Source organism: Pseudomonas sp. AP3_22 TE3818 (genome assembly GCF_053628995.1).
This window is the reverse complement of the sequence record NZ_JBRJHL010000001.1, coordinates 2541165-2564642: the sequence shown is the minus strand read 5'-3', so window position 1 is coordinate 2564642 and position 23478 is coordinate 2541165. Positions and strand designations below refer to the sequence as shown.

The window sequence follows — 23478 nt, the reverse complement described above, 5'->3', positions numbered from 1 at the left end:
GCAGAACTTTCCCTGTGATGAATGGCAACAGACGGCGTTGACGCAAAGCGCAATGCCATGTGTGCGATGAGCATAGACGCTGTTCAGCAAGTGGTCGCAGCAGGCCGCTGATTTTCTAATACCCGGTCATTTCCAGATAGCCGTTCCCTGCATGACTGCCACTGAGGCGCACCGGGCCTTCCCAGTACGGTATGCGCAAGTCCATCCACGCCTGGGGATTGAGCGCAGTGATGGCGATATCGAGGTGTCTGGCGGGGATTTTGATCGACCAGCGCACGGGCATCTCGCGCCCGGCTACGCTGGCCCTGTCTTGCGGTGTAAGGCTGATGTCGCCGGCGTGCAGCAACTGTGTCTGCCCCCGGGCGTCGATCCAGGTGCCGGTGAGGTAAGGCTCGCCGTCTTTTTGCCGCATGCGATACAGCATCACCTGCTCGCCGCTGTCCAGGTGCAGGGAGAACCAGTCCCAACCGCTCTGGTTGGCCGTCAGGGGCTGGCTGCTCCATTCACGGTCGAGCCAGGCCGGGCCACTGACCTGAAAGGTCTGGCCGTCGATTTCCAGGGTGCCGCTGGCCTGGAAAAACGGCTGGCTGTAGTAGTAAGAGGCCTGCCCCTGTTCGGACTTCTGGCTGAACCCCTTGTCGCCTTGCAGCACCAGCGGACCTGTCGAGGTCAACCGCAGCTGGTAGCTGAAACGCTTGTCGCGGGCGCTGAGCAGCAGGTCGGCCAACGGATCGTCGACTGTCGCCTGACTGCTCAGTTGCCAGTCGTCGATCCATGCATTGAACGGCGCAACGCTGACACCGGCCTGACCGACGCCGCCACGGGCGTAGCGTTCAGCCGCGTGATGCACCGTCGCCGACGTCACCGCCGCGTGACCGAGCCAGATCGTCTGGTTCTGCCAGCCTGCCCCCTCGGGGGTGGCTTTCAAGGCGCTGCGGAACAGCGTCCATTGCGCGCCGAACTCATGCCCCTGAGCGTCCTGCAGGTTGGCGGTGATGTACCACCATTCGATGCGAAAGCCATCGTGCGGGCCGTGATCCGCCGGGAAGCTGAACACCCGGCCGGGCACCACCGGGGTAAACGCAGCGGCCTGGTTGCCCAGCCCGGCAAAACCCTTTTCTACCGGCGCCGGTTGATCGCAGCCACTCACCAGCAGCACCAGGAGCACCAGCAGCAAGACGCCGAGATTAATCTTCATGGGTAAACGTACGCAGCAAGTCCGCCGGTTGCGTGCGGTACAAATGGAACAACGGCCAGGCCGAAGCCAGCAATGTCGCCACCAGCGCCAGGCCCATCAACTGCAACAGTTGCAACGGGAACAGCCGCAACGGCAGGCGCCAGCCAAAGGCCTGCACATTGATCACCGTGTCCAGGCACCACGCCAGACCGATGCCCAACGGCAACGCCAGCACCAGGGTCAGCAGCGCCAGCAACCAGGTTTGCCCCAGGTTGAGCAACATCAAATGCCGGCGCGTCACGCCCAGCGCCCACAGCGGCGCCAGCTGCCCGAGACGGCTCTGGCTTTGGGTCAACAGGCTGATGAACAGCGCCACGCCAGCCACGCACAACGTCAGGCTGTTGAGGGCGGCGGTGGCGGCGAAGGTGCGTTCGAAGACTTGCGTGGACCAGCCCTTGAGCCGCGCCTGATCGACGATGCGGCTGTCCTCCAGGGTAAAACGCGCCTGCAGCGCCGTGACGAACGCCGGGATCGACGCCGGTTCGATGCGCAGGTTGAAGCGGTTCGGAGCCAGTTGCGGCCAGCCGCGCAGCAGGTGGTTGATGTTGACCAGAAGGTGACCCTTGGGATTGCCGTAGTCGGCGTAGATCCCGACGATCCGTGGCGACCACGGGCCAGTGGGCGTCGGCAGCGTCAGGTGATCGCCCAGTTGCACGCGCAGGCGCCGGGCCAGTTGCTCGCTGAGCATCACCGCATCGTCCTTGGCCAGTCGCTCCCAAGGGTTGTCGCCCAGGGCTTCAAGCAACGGCCAGTGCTGGCGGTAGGTCGGGTGGTCGACGATCCCGGACAGGTCCGTCGGCCAACCCTGCAACTGAATCGACACCTGCCAGTTGGGCAACACCGCCGCCAGTTGCGGCTGCTGGTCGAGCCAGCTGTGCAGCTCCCTGGCCTGGGCCGGATTCTGTGGGTTGAGATAAAGCTCGGCCGTCAGCCGTTGCTCGAGCCAGTCGCTGAAGGTCTGGCGAAACCCTGCAGTCATGCTGCCGGCACCGATATTGGCGGCCATGGCCAACAGCAGCGCCATCAACGCCAGGCTCAACGCCGGAAGTTGCTGGCGGCAATCGGCGACAAACCATTGGCCCAGTACCGAGCGACTGCGCTGTGAAGCGAGACTGAGCAGCGAACTGAGCACCACCGGCAACGCCAGTGCGGCACCGATCAACAGCCCTGCGATCAGCACGAAGCCACTGACCAGGCTGTCGCCGAAGGTCAGCGCCAGCAGCGCGATCCCCCCGGCCATTGCCGCCACCCAAGCCTGGCGTCGCAACCAGCGTGCATGGGCCTGATGCCAGGCCTGCGGGTCGGCCAACGCCAGCAATGGCAAACGCGCCGCCCGCAGCAGACTGTTGACACCGGCCAGCAACGCCCCCATCAGACTCAGGCCGATACCACTGAACCACCATGACAGGCCGAGGTTCAACTGCCCCGCCACTTCGGCGCCATACAAGCCACGCAGGCTGGCGGCGACATCCGGCAACAACACGGCCGCCAGCAGGTAGCCGCTGACCACCCCGGCCGCCCCGCCGACCAGGGCCAATCCACCCAACTCGACGGCGAGACAAGCGATCAGCATGCGCGCACTCACCCCACAGGCACGCAGGGTCCGCAGCAAACCCCGGCGTTGCTCCAGCGCCAGCCCGATGGCGGCGTGCACGATAAACAGACCGACCACGAACGACAGCACCCCCAGGGCCGCAAGATTCAGGTGAAAGCTTTCGGTCAGGCGTGTGAGGTTGTTTTCTTCGCCGGCGCTCTTGAGTTGCAGCTGGCCCTGCAAGGCGTGCGGCAGCGGCGCAGTGAAATCCTTCGGTAGCAGCAGGCGCGACAGTTGATCCGGCAACCCGAGAATCTGCTGGGCAAAACCGATGTCCACCAGCAGCACACCGGGCGCCATGTCGGCCTGCACCTGCAGCGGCGGCAGTGCCACGCCTGCCAGGTTCAGTGGCCGGTCACCTTCGCGCAAGCCCAGTGCCTGCAAGGTTTGCGACGATATCCAGGTACTGCCCGGCGGGCTGAAAAAGCCGACCACCTGCTCAATCGCCAAGGCCTGCCCCGCCACCGCCGCGCCCGTCGGCAGCGACACCGGCTCAATGCCCATCAACTGCAGGCGCTGTTCTTCATGCCCCTTGAGCGTGACCCGCCCCTGCAGCACGGGTGACACGGGCCACCCCGCGCGGCGCAGATCGACAAACCATTGCTGCGCGAAGGTGCCGCCACCGGGCGCACTGAGACTGGCCTGAGGCTCGCCGCCGATCAACTGACTGGCGCGGGCATAGCTGTCGCGGGCCTGGCTGTTGAGTGCCTGGACACCGGTCAACAGGCCAGTGGCCAGCCACAACCCGGTCAGCACACTGAAAAACTGCACCGGATGCTGCCGCCAATGGCTGAGCAGCGCGCGCAGGGTCTGGTCAAAGATGCGCATGTCAGCGCTCGCCCACAGCGGCCAGGCGACCACCGCACAGCAAGGCCTTTTCCGCCAGCCGCGCCGCCACGCCGGGACTGTGGGTGACCATCAGCAGGCTGGTGGGACTGTCGTCGAGCAGTTCCAGCAGCAACTGCAACACCTCGGCGCCGGTGGTTTCATCGAGGCTGCCTGTGGGCTCGTCGGCCAGCAGCAATGGCGGGCGCGACGCCAGCGCCCGGCCCAGCGCGACCCGTTGCTGCTGGCCGCCGGACAGTTGCTCCGGATAGCGCCGCAACAGCTCGCCCAGGCCCAGGCGCCGCACCAGATGGGCCTGCCAGCGTGGATCATGACGCCCGGCCAGACGCGCCTGAATCGCCAGGTTGTCTTCGACCCGCAGGCTGCCGATCAGGTTGAATTGTTGGAACACCAGGCCGATTTCCGTACGACGCCAGTTTGCCAGCTGCCCTTCGTTCATCTGTTCCAGGCGATGCCCGCCACTGCGGATGCTGCCGCGATCGACCTTGTCCAGCCCGGCGATCAGGTGCAGCAAGGTGCTTTTGCCACTGCCCGACTCGCCCATCAGCGCCAGGCTGCTGCCGGGCCTGAGCGTCAGGTCGACGCCTTGCAGCACCGGCAGCGGCCCCTGCGGTGTGGCGTAGCTTTTGAAAACGCCATGGACTTCAAGCATGGGTCAACCTGCTGGATATGCGTGGCTCAAGGATAGCGGCCCTGAATGTTTTTTGTCCGTTGCCGATGATCGCCCTGCCCGTGCCCCGCCCTACCCTCGAAGCTGGTCTAGCCATAACGATAAAAAACGGAGACACCATGCCTCGTTTCACCTTGAGCCCTCGTGGGCTGCTCGCTTGCCTGATCACTGCCTGCCTGGCGCAAGCGGTGGTCGCCGCCGATGCACCGGTCGCGGCCAGCCCGCAAACCACGGCCAGTAACGCCGCCGTGCTGAAGCAACTGCCCTTCACCGACCGCACCGACTACGAGTCGGTCACCAAGGGCTTGATCGCGCCCTTCAAAGGCCAGGTCAAGGACGCCTCGGGCAAGGTCATCTGGGACATCCAGGCCTATGACTTCCTCGCCAAAGACCAGGCCCCGGAGTCGGTCAACCCGAGCCTCTGGCGCCTGGCCCAGCTCAGCGCCCATGCCGGACTGTTCGAAGTCAGCCCGCGCTTGTATCAGGTGCGCGGCCTTGATCTCGCTAACATGACCATCATCGAAGGCGACGACGGACTGATCATCATCGACCCGTTGACCATGGCCGAAACCGCCAAGGCGGCACTGGACCTGTACTACCAGAACCGTTCGCACAAACCGGTGGTGGCGGTGATCTACAGCCACACCCACGTCGACCACTTCGGTGGCGTGCGCGGGGTCATCGACGAAGCCGACGTCAAGGCCGGCAAGGTCAAGGTGTTCGCCCCGGCCGGGTTCATGGAACACGTGATGAGCGAGAACGTCTACGCCGGCAACGCCATGAGCCGCCGCGCGCAGTTCCAGTTCGGCAGCCTGTTGCCCCGTGGCGAAAAAGGCCAGGTCGATGCCGGCCTGGGCAAGAGCACGCCGAGCGGCGGCACCGTCACCCTGATCCCGCCCACCGACCTGATCGACAAGGCACTGGAGACCCGCACCATCGCCGGCCTCGAGGTGGAATTCCAGTTGACCCCGGGCACCGAGGCGCCCGCGGAAATGAACCTGTACCTGCCGCAATTGCGTGCCTTGTGCATGGCGGAAAATGCCACGCAAATGATGCACAACATCCTCACCCCGCGCGGCGCGCAAGTGCGGGACGCCAAGGCCTGGGCCGAGTACCTGGACGGCAGCCTGGCGCGATACGGCGACAAGAGCGACGTGCTGTTCGCCCAGCACAACTGGCCGACCTGGGGCGGCGAACGCATCCGCACCTTCCTTGCCGACCAGCGCGACATGTACGCCTTCCTCAATGACCGCACCCTGCACCTGCTGAACCAGGGCCTGACACCACTGGAAATCGCCGACTCGATCAAGAAACTGCCCGGCAGCCTGGACCAGAAGTGGTACACCCGCGGCTACTACGGCTCGCTGAGCTTCAACACCCGTGCGGTGTATCAGCGTTACATGGGTTTCTATGACGGCAACCCGGCCAACCTCAATCCGCTGCCACCCGTGGAAACGGCGAAGTACACGGTCGAGGCCATGGGTGGCGAAGCGGCGGTACTGGAGAAAATGCGCGCGGCGATGACCAAGGGTGAGTACCGCTGGGCCGCGCAACTGGGCAATCAATTGCTGTTCGCCAACCCGGACAACGGCGACGCGCGCAAAGCCCAGGCCGAGGCGCTGGAGCAGATGGGCTATCAAAGCGAAAACGCCACCTGGCGCAACATGTACCTGACCGGCGCCATGGAACTGCGCAACGGCGTGCCGACCCATGCGGGCACTTCGGTGTCGGTGGACATGGTGCGGGCAATGAGCCCGCAGATGTTCTTCGACTTCCTGGCCGTGCGTCTGGACAGCGAAAAGGCCGCAGGCCATGACCTGACCCTGAACTGGACCTTCGAGGACCTGAACAAGGACTTCAACCTGACCCTGCGCAACGGCGTGCTGACCCACCGCGCTGGCCTCAACGCCCAGGCGGATGCCAGCGTGACCATGAGCAAGGCCACCCTGGAACAGATCAGCCTCAAGCAACTGGATATCCCCACGGCGATCCAGAAAGGCCTGATCAAATTGCAAGGCAATGGCAAGAAGCTTGGAGAATTGATGACCAGCCTCGATACGTTTGCGCCGCAGTTCAATATCGTTACCCCGTGACAGATCCCCTGTAGGAGCGAGCTTGCTCGCGATGGAGGTCAACGATGATGCGGGGAGCCTGACACCCCGCGGTGCGCTCAGGTTTTTCGCGAGCAAGCTCGCTCCTACAGGGGACGTGTGTTTAGCCGAAAGAGATTGGTCGGCCAAAAGGCCGCCCGCGTACAACCCCACCACTCAACAGGCCGAGCGTTAGCTCGCCTGCAGCTCTTGATCTTGATCCACCCGCCCCCTCGGCAGGCTGAGCGCAGGCGTTTATCCGGGGATGGGCGCGCAGCGCCGTTCGACGCAGTCGAACTCATTGCATGTAGGTCGAAGCGAAGCCGACCGGAGGGCAATGCCCCCGGATGAATGCCGGAGCGAAGGAACCCCGAGCCTCAGCGAGGGGCCGTACGTTCGGGGCGAGCGTTTTTTGCTTCCTTTTTTAGGCGCTTGTAAAAAAGGGAGTCGCCGTAAGGGCGAAACCATAAGCCGCCGTTACCGAAGAAACGGATATGTACACCCGTAGAAATCCACACCGCCTGACACTCCGCCTTCGCGGGCAAGCCCGCTCCCACAGGGATCCAGGTTGTCCACAACAGGTGTGAACGACACAAATCCGATGTAGGGGCGCAGCTCAGGCAGACACCACCTCAACCACCGGCATTTGCCAGCGCTGATTGACCACCTGCTGCCCAGGCCCATACAGGCGCAGGACCAGCGTGAACGCCCCGCTCGCTGGCGTCGGCAACCAGTTGCTCTGCTCCGGCGGCGTGGCGTTCTGCAGGATCAACGTCAACCCGCCGTCCGCGTCCATCTGCATATGATCCCGGCTGCTCAGGCAATAACGATTGATCGGGTTGGCTACCAGCTGCCGGTCCGGCAAGTCATACAAGGTCAGCGACCAGAACTCGCTGGCAGGCGGCAATTGACCCGGCGCGAAACGCAGACGATAGCTTCGCCCGCCCTGCAAGGGTTGCCCCTGATTGTCCACGCGAGTGCCGGTGTAGAAGGCCTCCTCCACACTGTTGCCGTAAATGCCGACATTCGCCGCGACAGCGCGGTTGAGGTAATTGCCGTCCATCGCTTCGCGAGTGCCGAACAGGCCGAGGGTGGTGCGGACCTGGCTCACCGCGGCTTGCAGTTGCGCCTGGGCGTCCTGAATCCCGGCGAGCAGCGCCTTGCGTGTGGCTGGCGGCAACGTCGCCGGGTCGAAACCCTGACCGGGCACGATGCCGATCCGCGCAAAGCGTGCGCGCAAGGCTTGCTCGGACGGTTGCGTCGGACACAGGCTGAGGATCTGGTTCAACGCCGGGATAAACCCAAGCCCCAACCCGGTCTTGCTGTCCCAGGGTTGCCAGTTTATGGCTGGCGCAGCCACGGGCGGTGCACTGCCGATGTATTCATGCAACGAACGCAAACCGTATTGCTGCTGCAAGGCACGCACCGCCGGCAGGTCCTCGGCGTTTTTCAGGGCCGTTCGGCCAAGCACCATGACGATTTCGGTTTCGCTGCGCAGCACGGCCGTGACGCCGTCCGGTATCTGTCCTTGCCAGTCGGGTCCTGCAATCAGGTAGTTTCCCGCATCGCGCCCGGTGCTGAGCACGCCGACATAGGCAAAGTTGTGGGTGTACTGGTCGACCAGTTGCAGCACGTAATAGCGGTCGTCAGGCACGGCCGGCACGCTCAGCACTTGCGGCTCGCTGCGCAGGTCGAGCCAGGCCCAGGAATACGGCGTGTCATTGTTCGGCGTGACGATGTCGCGATTGCTCGGGGTGAACAACTCGCCGTAGTGACGCAAACGGTTGAAGCCGCCGACGAACTCCGGCGCAGACGCGTTGAGCGCCTGCTTTTCCATGGTCTGGTAATGCATGAGCATGGGGTACGCATAAATCCACGCCTCTTTGGCAATCTGGCGAAGGTCATCGGAATCAGCGGCCAGCAACCAGCGCGGAAACATCAGACTGCCTCCCAATACCCCCATGCCGCCCAACACCCGGCGGCGACTGAAAATCAGGTTCACGGTTCGATCCTCGCAATCGTCGGCAACTGATAACTCCCGTCCAGTGCCCCGCCCTTGGGCAGGTAAAGGCGCAACAGCAGGTTGAATGGACCTTGCGGCGTCGGCAGCCAGTTGCCCTGCGGCGCATCCTTGGGCGCGTCGGCTTGCAGGCTCAGGGTCAAGCCGCCGTCGGCATCGTATTGTAGACCAGGGCTGCGGTCGCCCAGGGCATAACGCTGGATCGGGTTGGCGGCGAGCAGTTGGGTTTTGCCGTCGTACAAGGTCAGCGACCAGAACGCATTCACCGGTGGCAATTGCCCGGCGGGGAAATGCAGGCGATAGGCGTGCTGGCCGCTGAGCATCTGCCCCTGGGCATCGTGCAGTGCCATCGGGTACAGCGCTTCCACCGCATCGTTGGCGTAGATGTAACGCCAGGCGACCGCGGCACGGGTCAGGTCGTCGTCACCGAACTTGCCGACGTTGGACGGCGACGGCAACCAGCCCTGCTGTTCCACCGACAGCTGGCTGGACGCTGCGCGCACTTGCTCACGACCGGCTTCGGCGCCCTGGGCGACGGCTTCGTGCAAATCCGCCGGCGCCTGGAAGGTGGCGCCCGGCTTCACACCGATGGCGGCGAAACGAGCCAGCTTTTCCTGCTCGCTGGCGCTCCACTGATGCAGCGGCGCCAAGGCGTTGAAGGTGCTGAACAGCCCCTGCGCCGGCCCCTGTTTGGTGTCCGCATACGCTGGAAGCTGCAGCGCTGCCAAAGGTTCAGGCGCCGCGCCGCCGCTCACGGTGGACAGTGGTTGCAAGGCGTAGCCCTTGAGCACTTGAGCGGCGTCTTTCTGATCGTCTTCGCCCTTGACTTCGGTGCGCCCCAACAGGAACACCAGGCGGCTCGGCGAGCGAATCACGCCGCTGAAACCCGATGGCACTTCCCCCTTCCAGTCCGGCCCGGCGATCAGGTAGCGCCCCGCTTTATCACCCGTGGCGCGGGTGCCGATGTAGTCGAGGTTGTCGGTGCGCATGTCGACCAGTTGAAAGCTGTAGTAGCGACCTTGCACGGCCGGCACGTCCAGCACCATCGGTTCGCTGCGCAAATCAAGCAGGGCTCGGGAATAGAAGGTGTCGTTGTTCGGCGACACCACTTTGTTGTCCTGCGGGCCGAGCAAGCGCGGTTCGCTGTAGAGCCGGTTGAACGGCAGCTTCGCGGCGATGGCGCTGAGCACTTTGTCGTGCTCGACGGTGGCGTAGGCGAACACGTAGGCCTCCTGGGCCAATGCCTTCGCCTGGGGTTGATCGAGGGTTGCAGCGTGAACGGTACCCAGGCTTGCGCCCAGGGCAAGAGCGGATATCCAGTAGCGCACGGTAGATCTCCTGGCAAATAAAAGCACAGCACACACCACAACCTTGTAGGAGCCCGGCTTGCCGGCGATGGCGGTCTCAGTGGCGCCATCGCCGGCAAGCCGGGCTCCTACAGAGGATATGCGGGGTGCCAAGGGAAGACGGGTTACTTGGCCCAGCGCCGCAGGTCCGACGGGGTGTAGTCGTCGGTCTTGGCGGCGAAGCCCACGCGCATCGGTTCGGTCTCTTCGTTGGCCAGGCCGCCGGCGTAGTAGCGTCCGGAGATCAGGTCGTAGGAGGTTTCCAGCACGTTGTAGGTGAAGCCGTGGTCGTACTGCTGAATCGCATGCAGTTCACCGCTGCGCCACAGTTCACCGCGGCTGTCGTACTGGTCCGACTGGGCGATCTGCCAGCTGTCCTCGTCCACATAGAAGCGGCGCTTGGCGTAGATGTGCCGGGCACCCGGCTTGAGGGTTGCTTCCACCACCCACACCCGATGCTTCTCGTAGCGGGCCAGGTCCTGGTTGACGTGGTTGGGCTTGATCACGGCGTCGTACTTGAGGTCGCGGCTGCCGATCCTATAGCTGTTGTAAGGAATGAACAGCTCTTGCTTGCCCACCAGTTTCCAGTCGAAACGGTCCGGTGCGCCGTTGTAGCCGTCGACGTTGTCGGCGGTGATCAGGCCATTGCTGTAACGGGCGCTGTTGTCATAGGCGATCATCGGCGCACGCCGCACGCGACGCTGGCCCGGCAGGTATTGCCAGGCCGAACGCGGCTCGGCGACCTGGTCGACCGGTTCATGCACCAGCACCGCCTCGCCGGACAAACGCGCCGGTTCCAGGACCCGACTCTTGAACATGAACAGGATGTTGGAGCCTGGCTCCAGGCCACTCACGGTGTCGGCGAAGTTGATCAGCGACTGGTTGCGCACGTAGCTGGTGGCGCCGTTTTCACGCACCAGTGCGGCGCTGCTGATGCGCTCGTAGCTGCCGCCGCGATAACGGGTCATGTGGTTCCACATCACCTCCAGGCCTTCGGTGGGCAACGGAAACGGAATGCCCCGGGCGTAGTCATGCAGGCCGTTGCCACCATCGGCCATGCTGGTCCTGGCCACGTTGTCGCGGCTTGCCGCCAGCACCTCCTTGGGCAGGTTGGCGCTGCGATGGGTCGGGTAGATGTTCATCTTGTAGGTGTCGGGAAAACGCTTGAATAACGCGATTTGCCCGGGGCTGAGAAACTTCTCGTACTGCGCCACATTCTTCGCCGTGACGGTGAACAAGGGCTTCTCGGCTGCATAAGGGTCGCTATAGCCGCCCTTGCTGTCGACGGTGCCGGCGTTGCTCGCCAGGCCACCGGTCCAGGCCGGAATACTGCCGTCGGCATTGGCTGCCATTTCCGAGCCCATGGGGGTCAGGGTCTTGCCCAGGGCCGCCGAATCAGTGCCTTTGGCTTGAGCCAGGCCGACGGTGCAGGCCAGGGCCAGCACGCACAATTGCATACGCATAACGGTTCTCCTTAGAAGTCTGCCTTGAAGCTGACGGATGCGAAATCGCGGTCGTCGAGGGTGCTGTAGTCGTTGGTACCAAAGAAGGCGTTGTAGGCCAGCTCCACGCTGTAATCGTTCATGTAGACGCCGGTCAGGCTCACGCCCAGCGCTTGCTGGCCTTCCTGGAACGGCCCTTGCGGATCGTAGGAATAACCCTCGACGTCATGCCGCCAGTTGACGGCCGGGATCAGGTTGATGCCCGGCAACACATCGCTGTATTCGAGGCTGGCGCGCAGGCGATAACCCCACGACCACTCGGTGGCAAAGCCTTTGTCGGTGCAGTACTGGTTGGTGACGCCGGAGGCCACGGTGTTGCACGGCGTGCCGTTGCGCGGAACACTGCGGCCGAACGCGGCGCTACGGCCCAGACGCTCGTCTCCCAGATCCTCGATGTGCACGACACCGGCTTCAGCGAACAGGCTCAGGCGCGTGGCGCCCAGCACGTTGTCGATGGCCTGGGTGGCCGAACCGGTCATCTGCCAGACACCCTTGCGTTCCCAGGCATCGAACTGGCTGCCATTGGTGGTGCTGAAGCCGTCCGGCAATTGCACCCAGGAGCTGCCCCCCGGTCCGGAAATCACGGCGACGTTGACGTCGGGTGCGTTGATCGCCAGTGGCATGTTCGGCCGGTAGCTCAACTCGCCGGCCAGGGAAATCCCGGTGACCGGTTCGACGCCGTTGAGGCTGATGCCGTACAGGTGAATGTTTTCCGGGAAGGCCGCCGCATAACTCGGCGCCTGGGTGCCACCGGGAAAGGTGCCAGGCAAGGAAGTGTTCCTGGCGTTGAGGGTGAAATATGGCAACCGCGAGTGATAGTTGATGTAGTAGATCGCGGCTTCAGCATCGTTCAGCGCCGGGATCATCTGGCGCAGGGCGAAGCCGAACTGACCGTAATCGGACGGCGACTCATTGCCCCGGGAGGTGGCGTACAAACCCGCGGCCTGCATCTGTTCATCGGTCTGCACCTGGCTCAGGTACAACGGCCCGCACCCCGGCTGAATCACGTCACTGCTGGCGAAGAAAGTGCCGCAACCGTCAAGGACACTGGGTCGCCAGTTGTACTGATAGAAACCTTCGAGGTTGGTGGTGTCGGTCAGGCCGAAGCTGAAGGACACCATCTCCACCGGCAACTGGCCTTCCTTGATTTCCACGCCGGGACGGTTGAACGCCGAGATGTCCAGCGGGTTGATCACGTTGATGCCGTTCTGGATCAACAGCGCCTCGCCCCAGGACAACACCTGGTTACCGACCTTCACGTTCAGCGGATGGTCGGCCACCTGGAAGTCTTTCCAGACGTAGGCGTCAAGGACCTGGAAGCCCTTGAACTTCGACAAGTCGTCCCAGCCCGAATCGTCGAAATCCTTGAAGCGGCCATTGCCGGTTTCATAGGCGTGGTCGTACCAGTATTTGAAGCGCAGGAACGCGCCCTGGCCCTGGCCATCGAGACTGAAATCGGTGAGGCCCTTGAAAAGCTGCGAGATGGGGTCCCCCTTCTCGAAATTCAGCCGGTTGTCATCGGCGCTGACGCTGCTGCCATTGGCATTCACGCCCTGGGCCTGCAAGGCATTGGCGCGGGTCATCAGGCTCTTGTCGGGGTTTTGCGTCGACCAACTGCTGCCCAGGCTCAGGCTGGTCCTGGTCGACAGGCTCCAGTCTTCGTTGAGGTCAAAGGTGGTGGCGCAGGCCGGCCCCGTGAGTACGGCAAGAATCGCCAACGCAAGCGGTTGCGGGCGGGTATGGCCAGGCCGGTGAAGTCGTTGGCGGACTCCGGCTGTGGCCGAGCTTTTTTTTATCATTATTGGGCTCCGGTCAGGTTTGCTCAGCCCGGACACGGTGCCCAACTATCGACCGCTACACGCAAGCGATGGCCGACAAAAAATAATCATCGGGGGGATCTGCGGGGCGGGTGGTATTTTTTGAAGGTGTACAGGTAACGGCGACTATTGGTTCCGCCCGTACGGCGGGTCACTTTGGAAAAACGGAACGCCGCCCGGCCTGCAGGAGCGAGCTTGCTCGCGATGGAGGTCAACGATGATGCGGGGAGCCTGACACCCCGCGGTGCTCTCGGTCTTTTCGCGAGCAAGCTCGCTCCTACAGTGGGTCGGCGTACACAAAGCTCTTCACCACTCATCAGGCCGAGCGTTAGCCCGCCTGCCGCTCTTGATCTTGATCCATGCCTTAGCGCACCAGTCGCTCGGCGAGCGCCTTGGCCTGGCTCGCCACATCAGTAACGGCCGTGCTTTCCCACCACATGCCGCGCAATGGCGGACCCATGGCAAACAGACGGCTGGCGGGCAGCCCCTCGACGTTCAGGACCGCGCCATCGACGTCTGCCGCGATGCCCAGGGCCAACGGTCCCGGCTGCACCAGCCCACGGGCGAGCAGTTGCCGGGGCAGCGGTCGCGCGACCCGGCGCCAGTCGTATTCGATACCGCTGGAGTTGATCAGGGCAGCACCGCTGACCACACAGGCCTGCGCCTCGCCGCGTCGTCGAAGGCGGATGCTCACCCCGCCACTCATCGAAGGCTCCAGACCCTGGTATGACGCTGCGTGAATACGCAGCCGTCCTTCTTTATACAAGCGCTCGACCAGTTCGGCACTCAAGGGTGGCGAGCGGTGGTGATGGCTTTCCCACCAGGGTCGCACATGCCGCACGAACTGCCGACGCTGCACATCCGTTGCCTGATGCCACAAGCGGCCAATGTGTGCCCGTACCGTGTCCAGTGGCGCCTGCCAGTCGATGCCTTGGGCGATGGCATCCCGGCAGTGTCGACGCAATTCGCGCAGCAACTGGCGAGGTGTGCGGATGCTCGGGTCCTCAGCGAGAAAATCCACCCAGGCCGGTGGCTGGCGGCGCACATGGGGCAGCAGCCCATGGCGGGAAAACACTTCGATCGGCCCGCGATGGCCGGCCTGTTCGAGGGATACCACGGCGTCGACCATGGTCAGGCCCGAGCCGATGATCATGACCGTCGCTTGCGCATCGAGCTGCTGCATCGCCGCCACGTCCCATGGATCGAGGGCGGCCGCATTCAAGCCGCTGGATTGGGTTTGTGGCGTGCGCGCGGCGGGGAACATCCCGGTGGCCAGTACCGCAAACGCTCCCTGCAAGCATCGGCCGTCGCTCAAGGTCAACCGCACGGCGTCTGCATCGACTTGCAAATCGACCACTTCGGCCTGCACATGCTCGACCGTCGAACCGACCAACGCACCCACCGCCTGCGCTTCTGCAAGGCGCTGCCTGGCGTACAGACCGAAGATTCCCCGAGGCGGAAACAATTCGCTGATCGGCACATGCTGCTGGTCCGACTCCGGCCAGCCGCCGCCGGCAATGTAGTCGGTGAGCCATTGGGTCAGGTCGTCGGGGTTGTCCGGATCGACACTCATGCGCGCCGCGTTGCCGTTGAGCGTATGGCCCAACTCCACCGCGCTGTAGGCTTCGCCGCGCCCCAACTCGGCCCGGGGCTCGATCACCAGCACCCGACGCCGACCGGGCAATCGCATCAACTGCGCCGCCAGCATCGCGCCACTGAGGCCGCCACCGACAATCAGGACATCGGCGTCATTGATCAAGGTCTGGCCCATCCTGCTCTCCCTGTTCAGATCACCACATTACGCACAAACCGCGCCGCTACCGCCCCGTCGTTGCGATAACAGTGCGGCTGGTTGCTGGCGAACATGAAGAATTCACCCGCCGCAATATTCTGCGGCTGGTCGCCGAGCATAACGGTCAGGCAACCTTCGAAGACATAAATCTGTTCGCTCCAGCCATCGGCGTCCGGCTCCGAGGGATACACCTCGCCCGGTTGCAGGCACCATTCCCACTGCTCGACTTCACGGCTGGCGCTGGCCTTGGAAAGCAACACCGCTTTACTGCCAGGGATCGTGCCGGTCCAGGCCAGCTCATTGATACGGCTGGGATCGCGGGCGTCGGGGGCCTGGATCAAATCACTGAAGGCAACGTCGAGGGCTTCGGCGACGCGGTCGAGGGTGGTCAGGCTGACATTCTTTTCCCCTGCCTCGATCGCCACCAGCATTCGGCGACTGACTCCGGACTTTTCGGCCAGCGCGGTCTGGCTCAGATCGGCGGCATGACGCAAACGACGAACATTTTGACTGACGTGCTGAAGGACCGAAGCCCGTTGGGTAGAGTCTTTGTGCACTATATTGCTCACTGAGTGGGGTTGGGCAGTATACTGCGCAACATTCGGCGCATTGTGCGTCCCCCTCCAGTAGCGTGCAAGGTCATGACGTCGGTGAATTCCCCAAAGGCTTCTTCCCGTTTCACAAGGCTCAGCAAGGCCGAATGCGTGCTGGTGCTGATCACGATGGTCTGGGGCGGAACCTTCCTGTTGGTTCAGCATGCGATGACCGTCAGCGGCCCGATGTTTTTCGTCGGCCTGCGCTTTGCCGCCGCCGCGAGCATCGTCGCCCTGTTTTCCTGGCGTCACCTGCGCGAGCTGACCCTGTTCGAACTCAAGGCCGGGTCGTTCATCGGCGCGGCGATCATGCTCGGCTACGGCTTGCAGACGGTCGGGTTGCAGAGCATTCCCAGCAGCCAATCGGCATTCATTACCGCCCTGTATGTTCCGTTCGTGCCATTGCTGCAATGGCTGGTGCTGGGGCGGCGTCCGGGGTTGATGCCGAGCATCGGCATCATGCTGGCCTTTACCGGGTTGATGCTGTTGTCCGGGCCGTCCGGTGCGTCGTTCAACTTCAGCCCCGGTGAAATCGCCACCTTGATCAGCGCCGTGGCCATTGCGGCCGAGATCATCCTGATCAGCACCTATGCCGGCCAGGTCGATGTGCGCCGGGTAACGGTGGTGCAACTGGCGGTCACGTCGGTGTTGTCGTTCCTGATGGTGGTGCCGACCAACGAGGCGATTCCGGACTTCTCCTGGTTGCTGCTGTGCAGCGCACTGGGCCTTGGGGCGGCGAGTGCGGCGATTCAGGTGGCGATGAACTGGGCACAGAAAAGCGTGTCACCGACCCGCGCCACGCTGATCTATGCCGGCGAGCCGGTATGGGCCGGGATTGTCGGGCGCATCGCCGGGGAACGCCTGCCAGCGATTGCCCTGGTCGGGGCCGGGTTGATTGTCGCGGCGGTGATTGTCAGTGAGCTGAGAACCAAGGGTAAGGCTGCGGCTGAGCGGGAACTGGAGCAGGAAACACAGCGATAAACCGCCGGTTCCGCATCGCCAGATAAATCGCCTTCGCGGGCAAGCCCGCTCCCACAGGTTCAGAGGCGTTCACATAACTTGTGTACGACGCGGACACTGTGGGAGCGGGCTTGCCCGCGAAGGGGCCGGTCCAGACACCCCCTCTCTGAAACAATGTTAAACAGGGTTTTTCCGTCTACCGTGTAGGATTCTGCGACAGCTTGGCGTTTGGCGATCCGGGAGCTGGCACGTATGATGCTTCACAAACTTCCGCAGATTAGAAGCCTATGTCCCTGATAGTTCTACTGCTTCTGCCATTCATAGGCAGCTGTTTGGCGGCCGTGTTGCCGCACAATGCCCGTAACGCCGAATCCCTGCTGGCTGGCCTGATCGCCCTGATCGGCAGCATTCAGGTCGCATTCCTGTACCCGCAGATCGCCCATGGCGGCGTGATTCGCGAAGAGTTTTCCTGGCTGCCCAGCCTGGGCCTGAACTTCGTCCTGCGCATGGACGGTTTCGCCTGGCTGTTCTCCCTGCTGGTGCTGGGCATCGGCACCCTGGTGTCGCTGTACGCCCGCTACTACCTGTCGCCGAACGATCCGGTGCCGCGCTTCTTCGCATTTTTCCTGGCCTTCATGGGCGCCATGCTGGGGCTGGTGATCTCCGGCAACCTGATCCAGATCGTGTTTTTCTGGGAGCTGACCAGCCTCTTCTCGTTCCTGTTGATCGGCTACTGGCACCATCGCGCCGATGCCCGGCGCGGTGCCTACATGGCGCTGATGGTGACCGGTGCGGGCGGTTTGTGCCTGCTGGCGGGGGTCATGCTGCTCGGCCATGTGGTCGGCAGCTATGACCTGGACAAGGTCCTGGCCGCCGGCGACCTGATTCGTGCCCATGCCCTCTACCCCATCCTGTTGCCCCTGATCCTGATCGGCGCCTTGAGCAAAAGCGCGCAATTCCCCTTCCACTTCTGGCTGCCCCACGCCATGGCCGCGCCGACGCCCGTGTCGGCGTACCTGCACTCGGCGACCATGGTCAAGGCCGGGGTGTTTCTGCTCGCGCGGCTATGGCCGTCGCTTTCGGGCAGTGAAGAATGGTTCTACATCGTCAGCGGCGCCGGTGCCTGCACCCTGTTGCTCGGGGCGTATTGCGCGATGTTCCAGAACGACCTCAAGGGACTGCTGGCCTACTCGACCATCAGCCACCTCGGCCTGATCACCCTGCTGCTCGGCCTGAACAGCCCGTTGGCCGCCGTCGCCGCGGTGTTCCACATCCTCAACCACGCAACGTTCAAGGCCTCGTTGTTCATGGCCGCGGGCATCATCGACCATGAAAGCGGCACCCGCGATATCCGCAAGCTCAGCGGCCTGTACAAGCTGATGCCGTTCACCGCCACCCTGGCCATGGTCGCCAGCGCCTCCATGGCCGGCGTGCCGTTGCTCAACGGCTTCCTCTCCAAAGAGATGTTCTTCGCCGAAACCGTGTTCATCAATGCCACGCGCTGGGTCGAACTGAGCCTGCCGATCGTGGCAACGATCGCCGGTACCTTCAGCGTGGCCTACTCCCTGCGTTTCACCGTGGATGTGTTCTTCGGTCCGCCCGCGACCGACCTGCCTCACACCCCCCACGAGCCACCGCGCTGGATGCGCGCGCCGGTCGAGCTGCTGGTGTTCACTTGCCTGCTGGTGGGGATCTTCCCGGCGCAGGTGGTCGGCCCGCTGCTCGCGGCGGCGGCACAACCGGTGGTCGGCGGCACGCTGCCCGAGTACAGCCTGGCGATCTGGCACGGCCTGAACGCGCCGATGATCATGAGCCTGATCGCCTTGTCCTGCGGCACCGTGCTCTACCTGCTGCTGCGCAATCAATTCAAGCGCGGACGCTTCAACCGCCCACCCGTCATCGGTCGCCTGGACGGCAAGCACCTGTTCGAATGGGCACTGGTCGCCAGCCTGCGCCTGGCCCGTCGTCTGGAATCGCGGATGGGCACCCGGCGCCTGCAGATGCAGTTGTTCCTGGTGGTACTCGCCGCCGTGCTGGCCGGCTTGATTCCCATGCTGCACAGCAGCCTGCACTGGGGCGACCGGCCGAAGATCCCCGGCTCGATCGTCTTCGTCACCCTGTGGTTGCTGGCCATCGCCTGTGCCCTTGGCGCGGCGTACCAGGCCAAGTATCACCGTCTGGCAGCCCTGACCATGGTCAGCGTGTGCGGCCTGATGACCTGCGTCACCTTCGTCTGGTTTTCGGCGCCGGACCTGGCCCTGACCCAACTGGCGGTCGAAGTGGTGACCACGGTGCTGATCCTGCTGGGCCTGCGCTGGCTGCCACGACGGATCGAAGAAGTCTCGCCGTTGCCGGGCAGCCTGCGCCGCGCGCGGGTGCGGCGGATACGCGACTTGCTGTTGTCGTCCTCGGTCGGTGTCGGCATGGCGTTGCTGGCCTACGCCATGCTGACGCGCCAGACCCCCAACGACATTTCCTCCTTCTACCTGAGTCGCGCCTTGCCCGAAGGCGGCGGCAGCAACGTGGTCAACGTGATGCTGGTGGATTTCCGTGGTTTCGACACCCTCGGTGAAATCACCGTGCTGGTGGCCGTGGCCCTGACCGTGTACGCCCTGCTGCGCCGTTTCCGTCCGCCGAAAGAAAGCCTGCAATTGCCGGCCCAGCAACGCTTGCTCGCACCGGATGTGGTCACCGACCTGGTCAACCCGCGTCACGCCAGCGACACCGCGCTCGGCTTCATGATGGTGCCGGCGGTGCTGGTGCGCCTGCTGTTGCCGGTGGCGCTGGTGGTGTCGTTCTACCTGTTCATGCGCGGGCACAATCAACCGGGCGGCGGCTTTGTCGCCGGGCTGGTGATGTCGGTGGCGTTCATCCTGCAATACATGGTCGCCGGCACACAGTGGGTCGAGGCGCAAATGAGCCTGCGACCGCTGCGCTGGATGGGCACCGGACTGCTATTTGCCACGGCCACCGGCCTGGGTGCGATGCTGGTCGGCTACCCGTTCCTGACCACCCATACCTGGCATTTTTCGTTGCCGCTGCTGGGTGACATTCACCTGGCCAGCGCGCTGTTCTTCGACATCGGCGTATACGGCGTGGTGGTCGGCTCGACCCTGTTGATCCTCACCGCCCTCGCCCACCAATCGGTGCGTGGTCACAAAACCGCTGCCCAACCTAAATCCGTTGCCGCCAAGGGAGCCGTCTGATGGAAGAAGTCATCGCAATCGCCATCGGCGTCCTGGCCGCGTCCGGCGTCTGGCTGATCCTGCGCCCACGGACGTTCCAGGTGGTCATGGGCCTGTGCCTGCTGTCCTACGGTGTCAACCTGTTCATTTTCAGCATGGGCAGCCTGTTCATCGGCAAGGAACCGATCATCAAGGACGGCGTGCCGCAGGATCTGTTGCACTACACCGACCCGTTGCCGCAAGCACTGGTACTGACGGCGATCGTCATCAGCTTCGCCATGACCGCGCTGTTCCTGGTGGTGCTGCTGGCGTCCCGGGGCCTGACCGGCACCGACCATGTGGATGGCCGGGAGCCCAGGGAATGATGGCGATGACCCACCTGATCGTCGCGCCCATCCTGCTGCCGTTGCTGACGGCCGCGATCATGCTGATGCTCGGCGAGAAGCACCGGCCGCTCAAGGCCAGGATCAATCTGTTCTCCAGCCTGCTCGGGCTGGGCATTGCCGTGGCGTTGTTGCAATGGACGCAAACCACCGGCGTGCCTGGCTCCATCGGCGTGTACCTGCCGAGCAACTGGCAAGTGCCGTTCGGCCTGGTGCTGGTGGTCGATCGCCTTTCGGCGCTGATGCTGGTGCTGACCGGCATCATCGGCGTCAGTGCCCTGCTGTTCGCCATGGCCCGCTGGGACAGCGCCGGTTCCAGTTTCCACGCGCTGTTCCAGATCCAGTTGATGGGGCTGTACGGCGCATTCCTCACCGCGGACCTGTTCAACCTGTTCGTGTTCTTCGAGGTATTGCTGGCCGCCTCCTACGGCTTGATGCTCCACGGCTCGGGCCGTGCGCGAGTGTCGTCGGGGCTGCATTACATCTCGATCAACCTGCTGGCCTCGTCGCTGTTCCTGATTGGCGCGGCGCTGATCTATGGGGTGACCGGCACGCTGAACATGGCCGACCTGGCGGTGAAAATCCCGCTGGTGTCCGACGCTGACCGGGGCTTGCTGCACGCCGGCGCGGGGATCCTGGCCGTCGCGTTTCTGGCCAAGGCCGGCATGTGGCCGTTGAACTTCTGGCTGGTGCCGGCCTATTCCTCGGCCAGCGCGCCGGTGGCGGCGATGTTCGCGATCATGACCAAGGTCGGCGTGTACACCTTGCTGCGCCTGTGGACGCTGCTGTTCTCCGCCCAAGCCGGGGCATCGGCGTTCTTTGGCGGGGCGTGGCTGATCTACGGCGGCATGGCGACCATCGTCTGCGCCGCCCTTGCGATCCTCGCCGCACAACGCCTGGAGCGCATGGCCAGCCTGAGCATTCTGGTGTCGGCGGGCATCCTGTTGTCGACCATCGGTTTCGCCCAGCCGAACCTGGTGGGCGCAGCGCTGTTCTATCTGTTCAGCTCGACCCTGGCGTTGAGCGCGCTGTTCCTGCTGGCCGAATTGATCGAGCGCTCGCGCTCGGCCAACGAGATACAGCTCGAAGATGAAGCCGGACTGCTGCCCCGCCCCCTGGAATCCCTGCATCCACCCAAAGGCACCAACCTCGACGACGACCAGAAAGTCGTGGTCGGCCAGGTGATCCCGTGGACCATGGCGTTTCTCGGCCTGAGTTTCATCGCCTGCGCCTTGCTGATCATCGGCATGCCGCCGCTCTCCGGGTTTATCGGCAAACTCGGGTTGATCGGTGCCCTGCTCAATCCGCTGGGCCTGGGCAACAGCGGCGACGCGCCGATTTCCAATGCCGCGTGGGGCCTGCTGGTGTTGTTGATTGTGTCGGGGCTGGCGTCGCTGGTCGCATTCTCGCGCCTGGGCATCCAGCGCTTCTGGACGCCGGCGGAACGACCATCGCCCCTGCTGCGACGCCTGGAATGCGTGCCGATCTTCGCGCTGTTGGGCTTGAGCATTGCGCTGACCTTCAAGGCCGATCCGCTGCTGCGCTACACCCAGGCCGCCGCCGATGCCTTGTACAACCCGCAGCAATACGTGATGGCGGTACTCGACACCCGCGTCGTACCGAACCCCACGGCCCAGGCGATCCCGCAGGAGGTGCAACCATGAAGCGTCTGTTTCCCGCACCCTTGCTGTCGCTGGCCTTGTGCCTGCTGTGGCTGTTGCTGAACCTGTCGACCAGCCCCGGCAACCTGCTGCTGGGGGCGGCGCTGGGGTTCTGCGCGCCGCTGATGATGCGCAGGCTGCGTCCGCTGCCGGTGCGCATCCGTCGTCCGGGGGTGATCCTGCGCCTGGTCCTGCTGGTCGGGCGCGATGTGCTGGTGTCCAACCTCGCCGTGGCCTGGGGCGTGCTCAATGCCGGTCGCCGTCCGCCCCGCTCGCAATTCATCAAGGTGCCGCTGGACTTGCGTGACGCCAATGGCCTGGCCGCGCTGTCGATGATCACTACGGTGGTGCCCGGTACGGTCTGGTCGGAGCTGGCGCTGGATCGCAGCATTCTGCTGTTGCACGTCTTCGACCTGGACGACGAGGCGCTGTTCATCCAGCACTTCAAGGCGACCTACGAGCGTCCGTTGATGGAGATCTTCGAATGAGCCCCTTGCTGGCGAATGCGATCCTGCTGAGCCTGTTCCTGTTTTCCCTGGCGATGATCCTGACCCTGATCCGCCTGTTCAAAGGGCCGTCGGCCCAGGACCGGGTCCTGGCGCTGGACTACCTGTACATCGTCGCGATGCTGATGATGCTGACGCTGGGTATTCGTTATGCCAGTGACACCTACTTCGAGGCGGCGCTGCTGATCGCCCTGTTCGGTTTCGTCGGCTCCTTCGCCCTGGCGAAATTCCTGCTGCGTGGTGAGGTGATCGAATGAATGCGCCCTTGTCGTTGTGGGTGGAAATCCCGGTGGCGATCCTGCTGTTGCTCGGCAGCCTGTTTGCCTTGATCGGCGCCACGGGCCTGCTGCGCATGCAGGATTACTTCCAGCGCATGCACCCACCGGCCCTGGCCTCCACGCTAGGTGCCTGGTGCGTGGCGCTGGCTTCGATCATCTATTTTTCGGCGCTCAAGTCCGCGCCGGTCTTGCACGCCTGGCTGATTCCGATCCTGTTGGCGATTACCGTGCCGGTGACCACCTTGCTGCTGGCCCGGGCGGCGCTGTTTCGTAAGCGCATGGCCGGGGATGATGTGCCGGCTGAGGTGAGTAGTCGGCGGAGTGAGAGCGGCAGTTAGATCAGAGATTTTTAGTGCCTGGGCGGGCCTCTTCGCGAGCAAGCCCGCTCCCATAGTGGATTTGTGGCGCACACAAAACCTGTGGGAGCGGGCTTGCTCGCGAAGGGGCCAGTACTGTCACAATCAAATCCAGGCCACCGCCAACAACCCTGCCCCCAACACCACACACAAGGGTGAATAAACCCAGGTGTCGAGCCGGGCAAATTTCGAGCCCTTGACCTCTTTGAAAAAGCCCACCAGCTCCGAATCGCCAATGGCCCGGGCAAACAGCAAGATCGCAATGGCGCTGATCACCCACTGCAACGACCAGTGGTGCAAGGGCCGCAGCCACCAGCCCACCCGCCAGCACACCAGCACGGCGATCAACAGCAATGCCCCGGCCACCACCAGCGTGATCCAGCCTCGTGGCTTGAACGCCGGTCGCAGTTTTGTGCTGCCCTCCTGCGGTACTTGCGGGACCGCCGCCACCGCCGCCCACTCGCCACCCAACGCCCAATACACATGCACCAGACTGATCACGGCGAAGATCGTCACCAGCGACTGAGCCAACAACAGGGTCATGGTTCAGAGATCCTTGAAAGGGATATGAACCGAACATTGTAGGAGCTACCGCAGGCTGCGATGTCTTGATTTTGCTTTTTCATGACAAAGATCAAAAGA

18 protein-coding genes and 1 pseudogene are annotated in these 23478 nt (G+C 63.6%); 9 read left to right on the top strand and 10 right to left on the bottom strand.

What is annotated here, in order from left to right:
• Window positions 1–115 precede the first annotated feature (115 nt).
• Genes AB7M25_RS11660 through AB7M25_RS11650 form a run of 3 tightly spaced genes read right to left on the bottom strand, consistent with a single transcriptional unit; the run spans window position 116 to window position 4329 of the window.
• On the bottom strand, window positions 116–1198 hold the full coding sequence (locus AB7M25_RS11660) for a lipocalin-like domain-containing protein (protein ID WP_429561643.1): 1083 nt from the start codon (window positions 1196–1198) through the stop codon (window positions 116–118).
• On the bottom strand, window positions 1188–3659 hold the full coding sequence (locus AB7M25_RS11655) for an ABC transporter permease (protein ID WP_454237320.1): 2472 nt from the start codon (window positions 3657–3659) through the stop codon (window positions 1188–1190). The genes AB7M25_RS11660 and AB7M25_RS11655 overlap by 11 nt, the downstream gene beginning before the upstream one ends.
• 1 nt (window position 3660) lies before the next feature.
• Window positions 3661–4329: an ABC transporter ATP-binding protein gene (locus AB7M25_RS11650; protein WP_429390017.1), complete on the bottom strand. Its 669-nt coding sequence runs from the start codon at window positions 4327–4329 to the stop codon at window positions 3661–3663.
• Between the two features lie 137 nt (window positions 4330–4466).
• On the opposite strand from AB7M25_RS11650, the gene AB7M25_RS11645 reads away from it, so the two are divergent.
• Window positions 4467–6440 (top strand): alkyl/aryl-sulfatase, encoded by a 1974-nt coding sequence (locus tag AB7M25_RS11645; protein ID WP_429517213.1) that lies wholly within the window; start codon window positions 4467–4469, stop codon window positions 6438–6440.
• 613 nt (window positions 6441–7053) lie between these two features.
• Here the strand turns inward: AB7M25_RS11645 and AB7M25_RS11640 are convergent.
• The 4 genes from AB7M25_RS11640 to AB7M25_RS11625 form a co-directional block, all read right to left on the bottom strand.
• Window positions 7054–8439: a DUF1254 domain-containing protein gene (locus AB7M25_RS11640; RefSeq protein ID WP_429517211.1), complete on the bottom strand. Its 1386-nt coding sequence runs from the start codon at window positions 8437–8439 to the stop codon at window positions 7054–7056.
• Window positions 8436–9785, bottom strand: coding sequence for a DUF1254 domain-containing protein (locus AB7M25_RS11635; protein WP_429390022.1), 1350 nt, complete (start codon window positions 9783–9785; stop codon window positions 8436–8438). Before AB7M25_RS11635 ends, AB7M25_RS11640 begins: the two co-directional genes overlap by 4 nt.
• A 143-nt stretch (window positions 9786–9928) precedes the next feature.
• Window positions 9929–11266 (bottom strand): DUF1329 domain-containing protein, encoded by a 1338-nt coding sequence (locus tag AB7M25_RS11630; RefSeq protein ID WP_429382826.1) that lies wholly within the window; start codon window positions 11264–11266, stop codon window positions 9929–9931.
• Window positions 11267–11277: 11 nt separating this feature from the next.
• Window positions 11278–13104, bottom strand: coding sequence for a DUF1302 domain-containing protein (locus AB7M25_RS11625; protein ID WP_454237319.1), 1827 nt, complete (start codon window positions 13102–13104; stop codon window positions 11278–11280).
• Between the two features lie 222 nt (window positions 13105–13326).
• Here AB7M25_RS11625 and AB7M25_RS11620 point away from each other — a divergent pair.
• Window positions 13327–13407 (top strand): annotated as a pseudogene (locus AB7M25_RS11620) (outer membrane lipoprotein carrier protein LolA); the annotation flags it as partial.
• A 79-nt stretch (window positions 13408–13486) separates the two neighbouring features.
• Here AB7M25_RS11620 and AB7M25_RS11615 read toward each other — a convergent pair.
• Together AB7M25_RS11615 and AB7M25_RS11610 are read right to left on the bottom strand one after the other, a co-directional pair.
• Window positions 13487–14893 (bottom strand): FAD/NAD(P)-binding protein, encoded by a 1407-nt coding sequence (locus AB7M25_RS11615; protein ID WP_429517208.1) that lies wholly within the window; start codon window positions 14891–14893, stop codon window positions 13487–13489.
• 14 nt (window positions 14894–14907) lie between these two features.
• Complete coding sequence (locus tag AB7M25_RS11610; protein WP_429382832.1) at window positions 14908–15471, bottom strand: helix-turn-helix domain-containing protein; 564 nt, start codon at window positions 15469–15471, stop codon at window positions 14908–14910.
• A 15-nt stretch (window positions 15472–15486) separates the two neighbouring features.
• Between AB7M25_RS11610 and AB7M25_RS11605 the strand changes: the two genes are divergently transcribed.
• The 7 genes from AB7M25_RS11605 (at window position 15487) to AB7M25_RS11575 (ending at window position 22818) form a co-directional block, all read left to right on the top strand.
• Window positions 15487–16488 (top strand): DMT family transporter, encoded by a 1002-nt coding sequence (locus AB7M25_RS11605; protein ID WP_429382834.1) that lies wholly within the window; start codon window positions 15487–15489, stop codon window positions 16486–16488.
• Between the two features lie 266 nt (window positions 16489–16754).
• A complete protein-coding gene (locus tag AB7M25_RS11600; RefSeq protein WP_454237318.1) occupies window positions 16755–19673 on the top strand; it encodes a monovalent cation/H+ antiporter subunit A in 2919 nt (972 codons plus the stop codon).
• Window positions 19673–20017: a Na+/H+ antiporter subunit C gene (locus tag AB7M25_RS11595; protein WP_007973781.1), complete on the top strand. Its 345-nt coding sequence runs from the start codon at window positions 19673–19675 to the stop codon at window positions 20015–20017. The genes AB7M25_RS11600 and AB7M25_RS11595 overlap by 1 nt, the downstream gene beginning before the upstream one ends.
• Window positions 20014–21699, top strand: a complete 1686-nt coding sequence (locus tag AB7M25_RS11590; protein ID WP_429561647.1) for a monovalent cation/H+ antiporter subunit D — start codon at window positions 20014–20016, stop codon at window positions 21697–21699. The genes AB7M25_RS11595 and AB7M25_RS11590 overlap by 4 nt, the downstream gene beginning before the upstream one ends.
• Entirely contained in the window at window positions 21696–22184 is a 489-nt protein-coding gene (locus AB7M25_RS11585; RefSeq protein WP_116583265.1) for a Na+/H+ antiporter subunit E, read from the top strand. Before AB7M25_RS11590 ends, AB7M25_RS11585 begins: the two co-directional genes overlap by 4 nt.
• The gene (locus AB7M25_RS11580; protein ID WP_007973773.1) at window positions 22181–22459 is read left to right on the top strand and encodes a K+/H+ antiporter subunit F; all 279 of its coding nucleotides are present in this window, start codon (window positions 22181–22183) and stop codon (window positions 22457–22459) included. The genes AB7M25_RS11585 and AB7M25_RS11580 overlap by 4 nt, the downstream gene beginning before the upstream one ends.
• Window positions 22456–22818 (top strand): Na+/H+ antiporter subunit G, encoded by a 363-nt coding sequence (locus AB7M25_RS11575; RefSeq protein ID WP_429382841.1) that lies wholly within the window; start codon window positions 22456–22458, stop codon window positions 22816–22818. The genes AB7M25_RS11580 and AB7M25_RS11575 overlap by 4 nt, the downstream gene beginning before the upstream one ends.
• A 123-nt stretch (window positions 22819–22941) precedes the next feature.
• Here AB7M25_RS11575 and AB7M25_RS11570 read toward each other — a convergent pair whose 3' ends face one another.
• Window positions 22942–23379 carry a DUF3995 domain-containing protein gene (locus AB7M25_RS11570; RefSeq protein WP_429382843.1) on the bottom strand — a complete coding sequence of 146 codons (438 nt, stop codon included), beginning with the start codon at window positions 23377–23379 and terminating at the stop codon, window positions 22942–22944.
• Window positions 23380–23478 lie beyond the last annotated feature (99 nt).